Annotated in this window: 14 protein-coding genes and 1 tRNA gene; 2 read left to right on the top strand and 13 right to left on the bottom strand. The window is 74.3% G+C overall.

Annotated elements, in window-relative coordinates:
• Positions 1-3 precede the first annotated feature (3 nt).
• The 5 genes from arsB to ACL02T_RS08155 all read right to left on the bottom strand — a co-directional run bounded on the left by arsB (position 4) and on the right by ACL02T_RS08155 (position 5,315).
• Entirely contained in the window at positions 4-1,113 is a 1,110-nt protein-coding gene (gene arsB, locus ACL02T_RS08175; RefSeq protein ID WP_412830002.1) for an ACR3 family arsenite efflux transporter, read from the bottom strand.
• Positions 1,110-1,493, bottom strand: coding sequence for an ArsR/SmtB family transcription factor (locus tag ACL02T_RS08170; RefSeq protein ID WP_412830001.1), 384 nt, complete (start codon positions 1,491-1,493; stop codon positions 1,110-1,112). The genes arsB and ACL02T_RS08170 overlap by 4 nt, the downstream gene beginning before the upstream one ends.
• A gap of 202 nt (positions 1,494-1,695) precedes the next feature.
• Positions 1,696-2,508, bottom strand: coding sequence for an arsenite methyltransferase (gene arsM / locus ACL02T_RS08165; protein ID WP_412830000.1), 813 nt, complete (start codon positions 2,506-2,508; stop codon positions 1,696-1,698).
• Positions 2,509-2,529: 21 nt separating this feature from the next.
• A complete protein-coding gene (locus ACL02T_RS08160; protein WP_412829999.1) occupies positions 2,530-3,834 on the bottom strand; it encodes an MFS transporter in 1,305 nt (434 codons plus the stop codon).
• 137 nt (positions 3,835-3,971) lie between these two features.
• Positions 3,972-5,315, bottom strand: a complete 1,344-nt coding sequence (locus ACL02T_RS08155) for an FAD-dependent oxidoreductase (protein WP_412829998.1) — start codon at positions 5,313-5,315, stop codon at positions 3,972-3,974.
• 98 nt (positions 5,316-5,413) lie between these two features.
• Between ACL02T_RS08155 and ACL02T_RS08150 the strand changes: the two genes are divergently transcribed.
• Positions 5,414-6,316 (top strand): helix-turn-helix domain-containing GNAT family N-acetyltransferase, encoded by a 903-nt coding sequence (locus tag ACL02T_RS08150; RefSeq protein ID WP_412829997.1) that lies wholly within the window; start codon positions 5,414-5,416, stop codon positions 6,314-6,316.
• Between the two features lie 101 nt (positions 6,317-6,417).
• Here ACL02T_RS08150 and ACL02T_RS08145 read toward each other — a convergent pair whose 3' ends face one another.
• The 3 genes from ACL02T_RS08145 to ACL02T_RS08135 form a co-directional block, all read right to left on the bottom strand.
• Positions 6,418-6,561, bottom strand: coding sequence for a hypothetical protein (locus ACL02T_RS08145; protein ID WP_412829996.1), 144 nt, complete (start codon positions 6,559-6,561; stop codon positions 6,418-6,420).
• 120 nt (positions 6,562-6,681) lie between these two features.
• Entirely contained in the window at positions 6,682-6,882 is a 201-nt protein-coding gene (locus tag ACL02T_RS08140; RefSeq protein ID WP_412829995.1) for a type II toxin-antitoxin system HicB family antitoxin, read from the bottom strand.
• A gap of 327 nt (positions 6,883-7,209) precedes the next feature.
• Positions 7,210-7,282: transfer RNA gene (locus ACL02T_RS08135), tRNA-Asn, on the bottom strand.
• Positions 7,283-7,442: 160 nt separating this feature from the next.
• On the opposite strand from ACL02T_RS08135, the gene ACL02T_RS08130 reads away from it, so the two are divergent.
• Positions 7,443-7,655 (top strand): hypothetical protein, encoded by a 213-nt coding sequence (locus ACL02T_RS08130; RefSeq protein WP_412829994.1) that lies wholly within the window; start codon positions 7,443-7,445, stop codon positions 7,653-7,655.
• A 79-nt stretch (positions 7,656-7,734) separates the two neighbouring features.
• Here ACL02T_RS08130 and ACL02T_RS08125 read toward each other — a convergent pair whose 3' ends face one another.
• From ACL02T_RS08125 to ACL02T_RS08105, 5 genes are all read right to left on the bottom strand, one after another.
• Positions 7,735-7,983: a hypothetical protein gene (locus ACL02T_RS08125; protein WP_412829993.1), complete on the bottom strand. Its 249-nt coding sequence runs from the start codon at positions 7,981-7,983 to the stop codon at positions 7,735-7,737.
• Between the two features lie 220 nt (positions 7,984-8,203).
• Complete coding sequence (locus ACL02T_RS08120; protein WP_412829992.1) at positions 8,204-9,904, bottom strand: EAL domain-containing protein; 1,701 nt, start codon at positions 9,902-9,904, stop codon at positions 8,204-8,206.
• A gap of 136 nt (positions 9,905-10,040) precedes the next feature.
• Entirely contained in the window at positions 10,041-10,139 is a 99-nt protein-coding gene (locus ACL02T_RS08115) for a BBE domain-containing protein (protein WP_412830268.1), read from the bottom strand.
• A gap of 145 nt (positions 10,140-10,284) precedes the next feature.
• A complete protein-coding gene (locus ACL02T_RS08110) occupies positions 10,285-11,043 on the bottom strand; it encodes a trans-aconitate 2-methyltransferase (protein WP_412829991.1) in 759 nt (252 codons plus the stop codon).
• Positions 11,044-11,114: 71 nt separating this feature from the next.
• Positions 11,115-11,567: a hypothetical protein gene (locus tag ACL02T_RS08105; RefSeq protein WP_412829990.1), complete on the bottom strand. Its 453-nt coding sequence runs from the start codon at positions 11,565-11,567 to the stop codon at positions 11,115-11,117.
• Between the last annotated feature and the right edge of the window lie 49 nt (positions 11,568-11,616).

Here is an 11,616-nt window from a genome sequence, read left to right as displayed (position 1 = left end):
GGATCAGGAGGTGGAGCCGGTCCGGCTCGTCCACCGCCGGCGGGCGGCGAGGGAGACGTAGACCAGGGCGACGAGGACGGGAACTTCGATCAGCGGGCCGACCACGCCGGCGAGCGCTTGGCCGGAGGTGACGCCGAAGGTGGCGATGGCCACCGCGATGGCGAGCTCGAAGTTGTTGCCGGCCGCGGTGAACGCGAGGGTGGCGGAGCGCTCGTAGCCCAGGCCGACCGCCTTGGCCAGCGCGAGGGAGCCGAACCACATGATCGCGAAGTAGGCCAGCAGCGGCAGCGCGATCCGGGCGACGTCGAGGGGCTGCGAGGTGATCGCGTCGCCCTGCAGGGCGAACAGGACGACGATGGTGAACAGCAGCCCGTAGAGCGCGAACGGCCCGATGCGCGGGATGAGCTTCTCCTCGTACCAGGTGCGACCCTTGGCCTTCTCCCCGAACCGGCGCGTGAGGTAGCCGGCGACCAATGGGATCCCGAGGAAGATCAGCACCGACTGGGCGATCTGCCAGGCGGAGACGTCGAGATCGGTCTGCGGCAGACCGAGCCAGCCGGGAAGGACGGAGAGGTAGAACCAGCCGAGGCCGCCGAAGGCGACGACCTGGAAGATCGAGTTGACCGCGACGAGGACGGCGGCGGCCTCGCGGTCACCGCAGGCGAGGTCGTTCCAGATGATGACCATGGCGATGCAACGGGCGAGCCCGACGATGATCAGCCCGGTGCGGTACTCGGGCAGGTCGGGCAGCAGCAGCCAGGCCAGGGCGAACATCAGCGCCGGCCCGAGGACCCAGTTCAGCACGAGCGAGCTGATGAGCAGGCGGCGGTCGCCGGTGACGGTGCCGAGGCGGTCGTAGCGGACCTTGGCCAGCACCGGGTACATCATGATCAGCAGACCGAGGGCGATCGGCAGGGAGATGCCGTCGACGGCGACGGCGTTCAGCGCCGGGCCGATTCCGGGGATGGTGCGGCCGGCGAGCAGGCCGAGTGCCATCGCGGCGAGGATCCAGACCGGGAGGAACCGGTCCAGCGTCGACAGCCGCGTGGCGACCGGAGTCCCGGCCGGCTCGGTCGCGGTGGTGTCGCGGGCGCTGTCGGGGGTGGCGCTCATGTGGGCAGATCACTTTCGTCGGGGGCGCAGGTGCTGGCCAGGGGCGCGCCGAGGGGGACCAGGACCGTGGCGAGCTGCCCGATGACCTCGGGCCGGGCGCGGTAGTAGACCCAGGTGCCGCGCCGTTCGCAGGTCACGAGACCGGCGGTGCGCAGCACCTTGAGGTGGTGGCTGATCGTCGGCCCGGTCAGCTCGAAGGCGCCGCTGATGTCGCACACGCAGGCTTCCCCGCCCTCGTGGGCGGCGATCAACGAGAGCAACCGCAGCCGGACCGGGTCACCGAGGGCCTTGAACGCGGCCGCGAGCTCGTCGACCTCGTCGGTGTCGAGCGCCTGGGCGGTAGCCGTGGCCGACGCCGACAGGGGGAGCAATTTCGACACCCGTCTATCTTTACGAGCGTCGAATCCGCGGGACAAGCGAACAGCGGGTGAACTTCGACGCCCGTCGAAGTCGCTGCCCGAGGCCGGCTCACGCCGCGTCGATCTCAGTCACCGAAGCAGGCGCAGCCAGTCGCAGCGCGGGCCGGCCGTGTCAGGACGGCTCGTCCGGTGCCGCTGGGTGTCCGTTCCGGCACGGGGGCAATCACGTCGGTTCGCTCGGAACCCGGCCGCGGACGATGGCGGACACGGCGTGCGGGTGAACGCGGTGGGTCTCGACGACCTCGACGTCGACGAACCCCGCCCCGTACAGGGCACGAGTGAAGTCGTCGCGGGTCAGAGCGCCGGCGACGCAGCCGGTCCACTGCTGGGGGTCCTCGCGGGTGGCTTGATCGATGTCGGGATCGGCGACGACGTCGGAGACGGCGAAGCGCCCTCCCGGGCGGAGCACTCGGGCGGCCTCGGCCAGGACGACGGTCTTGTCGGCCGCCAGGTTGATCACGCAGTTGGAGAGGACGACGTCGACCGAGTCGTCCGGCAGCGGGATCTGCTCGAGGTGACCCTGGCGGAACTCGACGTTGTCGGCGCCGGCCTGCACGGCGTTGCGCCGAGCCAGCTCGAGCATCTCCGCGGTCATGTCCAGCCCGATCACCCGCCCCTCGGGGCCGACGCGGCGCGCGGCGATCAGGACGTCGGTGCCAGCGCCCGAGCCGAGGTCGAGCACGGTCTCCCCCGGGCGCAGCTCGGCGACCACGGTCGGCACCCCGCACCCCAGCGAGGCGGAGACCGCCTCCGCAGGAGCCCCGGCCGCCTCGTCGCCGTAGAGCCCGCCGCCGAACACCGCGCCCTCTCCCGTGCCGCAGGTGCCGGTACCGCAGCTCGCCGCCTCGTCCGTCCGGGTCCGGTCGACCTCACCCGCGGTGGAGCGGCGTGCGGCGGCGGCGTAGTGCTCTCGGACGCGGTCACGGACCGCCACGTCGGCTTCGTGGTCCGGTGTGCCGGTCGTGTTCGGGGGCATGGCTGCACCTCCTGGTCGGGATCAGCGTCGGTCCACCTCGTCCGGACCGGCCGCGGGTGGCCTCGTGGACGAGACGTCGGGGTGGCGGGGCGCGGCGGGGCCCGGCCGGTCGCGGCGGGGAACGGTGCCGGTGGCGAGGAGCGCGGCCAGGCCGGCGATCGCGGCCAGCAGGACGAACACGACGGGATAGCCGCCGAGGGCGACGGCGATCGCGGCACCCGCCCAGGGGGCGAGGGCGGTGGCGATCATCGACGGTGCCGAGAGCAGCCCGTTGAGGCGCCCGTAGTGGGCCGCGCCCCATCGGTCACTGATCGCGGTGGCCTGCAGCAGCGTGAACACACCGCGGGCGGCCCCGGCGAGCATCGCCGCGGCGATGAGCAGGACCTCGGGGCCGGGCAGCAGCCCGAGCAGCAGGGTCGCCGCAGCCGACAGCGCGAGGATCACCACGGCCCGGGCGCGCACCGACAGCGCGCGGGTGAGCGCGCCGTAGCCGAGCCGCCCGAGGACCTGACCGAGCCCGCCGAGCCCGAGGGCCCAGGCCGCGTCGGAGGTCGACAGGCCACGCTCGATCAGCAGCGGGACCTGGTTGACCACGACCGCGAACGCGGCGAACGTGCCGAGGGCGATCGCCGCCACCAGCAGCAGGAACGCCCGGCTGCGTACGACCTCGCGCGGGGCGTGGTCGGCGGGGTGGCGCTCGGCGCGCCCGGGATCGGGCCAGGGTCCGCGGAGCCCGAACAGGTGTGCGGGGATCGTGACGGCGGCGAGGACGACCGCGAGGACGAGGTAGGTGTGCCGCCAGCCCAGGCCGTCGAGCAGGGCCGCGGTGGTGGGGGCGAAGATCGTGCTGGAGAGCCCGGCCAGCAGGGTCAACGCGGTCAGCGCCCGCACCCGGCGCGGTCCCCACCAGCGGGTCAGGGCGGCGAACGCCGGCGGGTAGAGCGTGCCGGCCATCGCGGCCCCGGCCAGCACCCAGGCGGCGAAGAACAGCGGCAGGTTCGGCGCGAGCGCGATCCCCACCACGGCGGGGACGCCCAGGACGGAGCCGGTGGTCATGACCGGCCGGGGGCCGATCCGGTCCAGCCGGCGCCCGGCCGGGATCCCGACCAGTGCCGAGACGACCAGGCCCGCGGAGAACCCCGCGGTGATCGTGGAGACCGACCAGCCGGTGTCGGCGGCGATGGACGGAGCCAGGACGGGGAAGGCGTAGTAGAGCACGCCCCAGCTGACGATCTGGGTCACGCACAGCACGACCAGCACCCTGCGCAGGCCCCCGGTGCTCAGGTTCTCGGCCGGCCTACCCGCGTGCGTGTCCGAGTTCGGCACGTTGCCCTCCTCACCCCTGCCGAGCACCCCTGCCGAGCACCCCTGCCGAGCACCCCTGCCGAGCACCCCTGCCGAGCACCACGGCCGTCGTCCGCCCGGCCGGCCGGGCACCGTCACCTCGGTGGCCGGGTCGCCGGTCAGCGCGCCCCGAGGGCGACCTCGACCGGCCCGGTCGGTGCGCCACAGCAGCCGCCGTCACCGCTCGTGCCGGCACGGGGATCGTCGAACACTCCCGCCCCGCCGCACACCCCCGTCTCGGGGAGCGTCAGCTCCACGCGCTCGGCGGCCTCCTGGTCCCCGGCGATCGCGGCGACGACGGAGCGGACCTGCTCGTAGCCGGTCAGTGCGAGGAAGGTGGGGGCACGCCCGTAGCTCTTCATGCCCACCAGGAACACCCCCGGTTCGGGCTGGGCGAGTTCGCGGGCACCGTGCGGGTGGACGCTGCCACAGGAGTGCACGTTCGGGTCGATCAGCGGCGCCAGCGCCCGCGGGGCCTGCAGGGCCGGGTCGAGGTCGAGCCGGACCTCCGACAGCCAGGACAGGTCGGGCCGGAAACCGGTCAGCACGACCACCTCGGCGACCGGGTCGAGGCGGCGGCCGTCGTCGGCGACCAGCACCAGCCCGTCGACCGTCTGCTCGACGGCGGTGGTGCGGAACCCGGTCACGGTGCTGATGTGCCCGGCCTCGGCCGCGGCGGCGGCCCGCATGCCGAGCGCTCCGCGGGCCGGCAGCTGGTCGGTGTCCCCACCGCCGAAGGTGGTGCCGATCTGCCCGCGCCGCAGCAGCCACGTCACGTGCGTACCGGGCTCGGCCGCGGCCAGCTCGGCGAAGGCCACCAGCGCCGTCAGCGCCGAATGCCCGCTGCCGGCGACCGCGACCCGCTTGCCCGCATAGCGCGATCGCACCCTCGGGTCGGTCAGGTCGGGGACCTGGTGGACCATCCGCTCGGCGGCCGCCCGTTCCCCGGCCGCCCGCAGCCCGTCGGCACCGAGCGGGTTCGGGCTCTGCCAGGTCCCGGAGGCGTCGATCACCGCGCGGGCGGTGATCCGCTGCTCGCCGTCCCGGGTCTCGACGTGCACGGTCAGCGGCTCGCCCTCCCGACCGGCGTCGACGACCAGGTCCCGCCCGCGCCGGGCCACCCCGACCACCCGGGCGCGGTAGCGCACCGCGTCGCCGAGGACGTCGGCGAGGGGCTGCAGGTAGCGCTGCGCCCACTCCCGGCCCGTCGGGTAGGCGTCCGGGTCCGGGGCCTGCCAGCCGGTCGGGGCGAGCAGCTTCTCCCCCGCCGGGTCGACCAGCTCCGCCCATCGGGAGAACAGCCGCACATGGTGCCACTGCCGCACACTCGCCCCGGCCCGCTCCCCGGCCTCCAGGACCAGCGGGGTCAGCCCCCGCTCGAGCAGGTGCGCCGCGGCGGCCAGCCCCACCGGCCCCGCGCCCACCACGACCACCGGCAGCCCGGACGACCTCGTCTCGCTCATGAGCTCCCCTTCATCGACGTCCTTCGATTCTTGGCGGCGGACTCTATCGACGAGATTCGATTGACGCAACCATCGATGTGGGTCGATACTCTGCCGCCATGAGCGCGAGTGTGTCCGCCATGACCGCGGCGACCCCCGGCAGGGTGCTGCCGCTGTCGGACGTGTCGAACCCGGCCGCGACGCAGCTGTCCCCGCACGACGCGGCGACCTACGCCGACTGGTTCGCCTGCCTGGCCGAGCCCACCCGGGTTCGGCTGCTGCACGCGATCGCCGTGGCCGGGCGGGAGGTCACGGTCGGGGAGCTGACCGAGCAGCTCGGGATCTCCCAGTCCACCTGCTCCCATCACCTGCGCAAGCTCGCCGACGTCGGGTTCGTGGCCATGCGCAAGGAGAAGACCGCCACCCTGGTCTCGGTCAACCCGGCCTGCTGCACGGGCTTGCCGCACGCCGCGGACGCGGTGATGGGGATGCTCGGGCCGCGCCCGTGCTGCCCCACGGATCTGCCCGTCGACGTCACCGTCCGCCCGATGCAGCCCGGGGACTGGTCCGCGGTGCGGCGGATCTACGCCGAGGGAATCGCCACCGGCGACGCCACCTTCGAGACCGAGGTCCCCGAGCGGCGCGAGCTCGACCGCAGGTGGCTGCCCGAGCACCGCTGGGTCGCCGAACTCGACGGCCAGGTCGTCGGCTGGACCGCCCTCGCCCCGGTCTCCGCACGCCAGGTCTACGCCGGCGTGGCCGAGTCCTCGATCTATGTCGCCGAGGGCCTGCGCGGGCGCGGCGTCGGAAAGGCGCTGATCCACAAGCAGGTCACCGCCGCCGACGCCGACGGGCTGTGGACCCTGCAGACCGCGGTCTTTCCCGAGAACCGCGCCTCGATCGCCCTGCACCAGTCCGCCGGCTACCGTACCCTCGGCCTGCGCGACCGCATCGGCCGCCACCACGGCGTCTGGCGCGACACCGTCTTCCTCGAGCGCCGCCGCGCCACCGACCCCACCTGACCACCCCTGCCCGAGGTGGTGCCGCAGAGGCTACGGCTCGGTCGGCGGCTGGTCGGCGACGTCGCGCAGGGGCCTCGATCGCGCCGGGTGGCGGAGCGTGGTCATGTGTCGAGGAGCTGAACCACCGTGTCGGCGGCGAGGCCGAGCGGCAGAAGGCCCAGGACCTCCGCGGCGCTCAGCCCGGCCTTCCGCAGGATTGACCCGAGGGTGCCGCGGACGATCGTGCGGTGCAGCGGGACGATCACGACCCGGCCGTCCGGATGGCGAAGCTTCGCGTGGCTGCCCTTTCGTCGAGCGATGCTCGACGCCCGCCGACTCCAGCGCGTGAACGACCTGCTTGCCCGAGACCTGGGGAAGGGCCGGGCTCACGCCGGGATGCGAATCTCGATCGGGGTCACGAGGGGGTGCTCGAAGGTGGCGGGCACCTCGTCGTCCTCGAAGTACAGCTCCAGGGCCTCGCGGAGGCTGGCCAGCGCCTCGTCGACTGTCTCACCCTGGCTGACGACCGCGATCTCCAAGCACCGGGCGACGTACCACTCGCCGTCCTTCGCCACGGCGGCGGTCACGGTGCGACGGTTGACGGTGCTGGCGTAGGAACCTTCACCATCAACTCCGGGGGCCGCCTCAGCGCAGCGACACGACCCCAGCCCCGCCGTCGATCACCCACTCACCTGCACTCCACGCAGCTCGCGGACCAGCTCGGGCACTCGAAGGTGTCGATGACACAGGATCGATATCTGGGCCGTAGGGCGCTGGACCAGGCCGCCGCAGACGCGCTCGACCGGGCCCACCGAGATGCCTCCGACGAGCGGCGCCAGGAGGGTTTCCGTTGAGTAAGCGTGATGTGGATCTTGACCGCGGCCGGGCTACGAGGCCCTGGCCTGCTGGGGAAGCTCCTCCGACTGGACTCGAACCAGTAACCCTGCGATTAACAGTCGCATGCTCTGCCAATTGAGCTACGGAGGATCGCCTGCCCGCGAGCGGGGCCCCGCTCGCTGACGGGTGGAACACTACAACACCGGGGCTCGAGCACTTCCGCACCCCCCTCCCTCGCCCTCCGCGCGCACAGAGGCGGACCGCCGGGCAGGATGGGGCCCGATCCCGACCGTCCTGCCGTGGAGGCGACATGCTGAAGATCCTGCTGGGTGCCGCGATCGGTTACGTGCTGGGCGCCAAGGCCGGCCACGAACGCTATGAGCAACTGCACCGCACCTACCAGCGCGTCGCGGACCACCCCGCGGTGCAGGGCGCGGCGGGCGTCGTCCGGGCCCGCGTCGAGGAGGTCGTGAAGGGCGGCACGCGCGAGTCGTCCTCGAGCGGCAACGGCTCGGCCCGCTGAGCCGAGCCCGTCCCCCGTGCGGCGCGGGCTTGAACCTGCGGCGCGTCGAGAGCGACGAACCCGAGGCGCACCGGGACCGCTACCCGTTCGCGCTGCCGGTGGTCGCCGCCCTGCGCGGGCGGCGACTGGAGTTCGGCCCCGGCGTCACGTTCCTGGTGGGCGAGAACGGGTCCGGCAAGTCGACCTGCTCACGCACCGCTTCGGTCCGCGCGGCCTCTACCTGCTCGACGAGCCCGAGGCCGCGCTCTCCACGAACGGCCAGCTGGCGGCGCTCGCCCGCATCCAGGAGCTCACCACGCAGGGCTCGCAGTTCCTCGTCGCCACCCACTCGCCGATCCTGCTCGCGCTGCCCGGCGCCCGGATCCTCGAGATCGGCGACGACGGTGGTCTGCGCACCGTCGCCTACGACGACGCCCTGCCGGTCCGCGCCACCCGCGGACTTCCTCGCCGACCCCGGACGGATCCTGCGTCACCTGCTCGCGTGAGCCGCCCGCGTACGGAAGGTCCGCCGGTACGCCGTCGGCGCCGCCCCGAGCCGTTCGAGCCGGCTAACCGGCGAGCGGGCGCGGCGGCCCCTCCGCGGCGTCGATCACCGCCGAATCGGTCACCGCGGGGTCAGGGCCTCGGCGGCGGGCCTGCTCCCGGAGCCGGGCGAGCTCCCGCGCGACATCGGTGGCCCCGACCGTCGTCCCGGGCGGCCGCCGCAACCAGGCCGTCGCCACCCGCGGGGCCCGGTGCGCGGCGAGTGCAGTGTGCAGGGCCGCGTCGAGTGCGGGCGGTGCGCCCGGATCAGTGACGACGACGAGGTCGTCGCCGGTCCCGTGTGCGGCGAGGCTGCCGGCGAAGCGGGGAAGGACGTCGGTGAGGGCCCGGGCGATCCGCCGCAACCCGTCGACGACGGCGTCGAAACCCCCGTTCCGGGTCAGCGCGTCGAGGTCAGCCGTGACCAAGCCGATGCTCGCTCCGCGGCCGGTGAGCAGACGCTGCTCGAGGGCCTCCGTCAACGCCGGCACCCCGGGCAGGCCGGTGACCGGGTGCAGCGCGAGCGCACGGTCGTACTCGACGGCCGCGACGGCCCGGAGGAGGTCACCGACCCGAACGACGCCGCGGCACCGCCCGTAGTCGTCCACGACGGCGATGTCGTCGTACGCCCGGCGGGAGTCGCCGAGCTCCAGCGCCGCTCGCGGGTCCGCGTCGAGCGGCAAGACACGGGCGGGCTCGGCGAGGTCGCGAACCGGCCGGTCGGCGTGCAGCGCGTAGCCGAAGCGGGCGGAGACCGCCAGCAGGAAACGGTTGCGCTCCAGCATGGCGACCGGCCGCTCCGAGGCGGTGGTGAGCACGACGCCGCCGAGGTCGGGCGAGTTCTGGAAGACGGTGCGGGCCTCGCTGCCGGTGGCGCTGTCGCGCAGCATCACGGCCGGCCGGGCGAGATCACCGAGCACGGTCCGGGTCGGCCCCGTCGCCGGCGGGCGCAGGTGCGGGGCCGACGCGGGCAGCGGGGCCGCGAGCCGGTCGACGGGCCGGCGACCGGGCGCGCCCAGCAGGGGTCCGCAGCCCCGGCGGACGCCGTGTCGACGGAAGGCCTCGAGATCGGCGGCCGTCGCGATGCCGGAGGCGACCAGGTCCGCACCGATCCGCCGACACAGCCGCGCCACGGCGTCCAGCACGACCTGGGCACCCGGGTCCGCGTCGAGGACACCGGCGAGCCCGGGATCGAGCGCGACGACCTCGGGCGCGACCCGGGCCACGAGGGCGAGCGGGTGGTCGTCCGGCCCGACCTCCGCCACGCCGATGCCGTAGCCGCGGGACCGCAGGGCCCGGGCGCCGGCCTCGACGGCCGCGTCGGCCGGGTCACCGATCGGCGCGGCGATCCGGACGACGAGGTCGCGCGGCGCGATCCCCGCGTCCCGGACGGCGGCGTGCAGTTCGGCGAGGGCGCCCCCGTCGTCGGCCAGGGTGTCCGCGAGCAGGGTGACGTGCAGCGGGACGCCGACCCCGTGACCACCCGCCCGTCGGATCCCGGCGGCCGCCGCGCCCACGTCCAGGGCGGCGCGCCGATCCGTGCGGGCGGCCGCCGCGACGACCCCGGCCATCGCCTCGTCGCGCGGGCGCGGCACCACCTCGACCGCCACGACCGCGCCGGTGGACAGGTCGGCGATCGGTGCGAAGAGGGGGCGGATGCCGTCCGACCCGCTGTACGACGCGGCCCACGCCGCCGGGCCCTCCGGCCCCCGCTGTCGACTCGTCACGCCCGTCCTCCACCGCTCGGGCGACCTGGGCGCGCTGCCGGCCCCGGTCGCGGGCGCCGAGACCGTCCCGGACGGACGCGACACGGGAGCGGCCCCGGTGCCACGCCCGGGTGAACGGGGCGCGAACGGGTGAAGATCACATCCTGGCGGTCACGCGGGCGGGATGTTCTGGTTGGACCCGGAACAGGTTCTCGGGATCGTAGCGGCGCTTGACCTCCTGGAGCCGCGGGTAGATCGCGCGGGCCGGCCTGCACCCGGTCGGCCCCCTCGTCCATCATGAAGTTGACGTAGGCGCCGCCCGCCGTGGTCGGGTGCAGCTCGTCCCAGTAGGCCCCGGGTCCAGTCGGCGATCAGCTCGGCGCTGGCGCGGTCCGGGTCGCTCAGGCCTTGTGCGCGAGGGCGAAGATGCGCCGGAAGGGGAACCAGGTGGTCCCGTCGGCGGAGGCGGGGTAGGCCGCGCGGAGGCGCGGGGCGAGCCGCGCGGTGAACCGGACGAACTCCTCCTCCCCCACGGCGTCGCGCACGGGGCGCAGGGCGGTGCCGCTGATCCAGCGCAGCACCGGATCCTCGCCGGTGAGCCGCTGCAGGTAGGTCGTCTCCCAGACGTCGGCCGTGGCGCCCGCCGCGACGATCAGGTCCGCGTACTCGCCGGGCTCGGCCACCGCCGCCTCGCCGCGCAGCGCGATCGGCCGCTCCCACTCCGCGGCCAGCTCGCGGACCAGTGCGTGGGAGGGGGCGGCGAAGTTGCCCGGGACCTGCATGGCGAACGTCGCACCCGCCGGCAGCGTCGCCATCCACCGGGCGATCAACGCGCTGTGCGTGGGCACCCACTGCAGCACCGCGTTGGTGACCACGACGTCCGTGTCCGGGGCGGGCGTCCAGTCCTCCGCGGCCTGCAGCCGGGCGGCGACGCCTGCCGCCCGGGCCGCCTCCACCATCGCGGGCGAGGCGTCGAGGGCCTCCACGACCGCACCGGGCCAGCGCGCGGCCAGCACCGGGGTGAGGTGCCCGGGACCGCAGCCGAGGTCGACCACCCGGCGGGGGTCCGTGGTGCGCACCCGGGCCAGGAGGTCGTGGAACGGGCGGGCGCGGTGGTCGTCGAAGTCGAGATAGAGCGCGGGATCCCAGGTCGTGGTCACGGATTCTCCCAGCTCAGCCCCTGTGAGTGGCACTAGTCGCCAGAGCGACTAGTGCCACTCACGGGGTGGGGTCAGGGGTCGGGGCGGATTTGGCGGACGGTGCCGTCGCGGCCGGGGATGCGCCGCTCGAGCACCCAGGCCTCGCGACCGTCGGGCATCATCGCGCGCTCGCGGGAGACGATCGAGCCGGTGACGCGGTGGTGCACGGCCTGCGGGACCTTGCCGGGCTCGCCGAGCGGGAAGCGCCGGGGCGGGCCGTCGTGCAGCAGGAACGCCTTGCCGAGGTCCTCCTCGGTGGCCACGACGAACGTCATCGCGCCCTCGGCCCAGCTCGCCCTGCTGATCAGGTGCCAGCCGACCCGCCGAGGCTCGCCCGGGAACCACACCCCGCGGTTGGTGACGACGAGGTGCCCGCCCCGCACGACGTCGGCCACCGCGACGACGTGCTCCTCGGGGTCGAGCTCGCCGGCGAACCCCTCCGGCAGCTCGTCCCGCCCGAGCAACCGCGCAAGAAAACGCATCATGGTTCCACAACGCCGAGGACGGACCTGCTGAATCGCATCATGGTTCCAC

The sequence above is a fragment of the Pseudonocardia oceanicola genome (assembly GCF_047200735.1).
In the GTDB taxonomy this organism is placed as follows: Bacteria; Actinomycetota; Actinomycetes; order Mycobacteriales; family Pseudonocardiaceae; genus Pseudonocardia.
The sequence above is the reverse complement of the archived record's forward strand: the minus strand, read 5'-3'. Positions and strand labels throughout refer to the sequence as shown.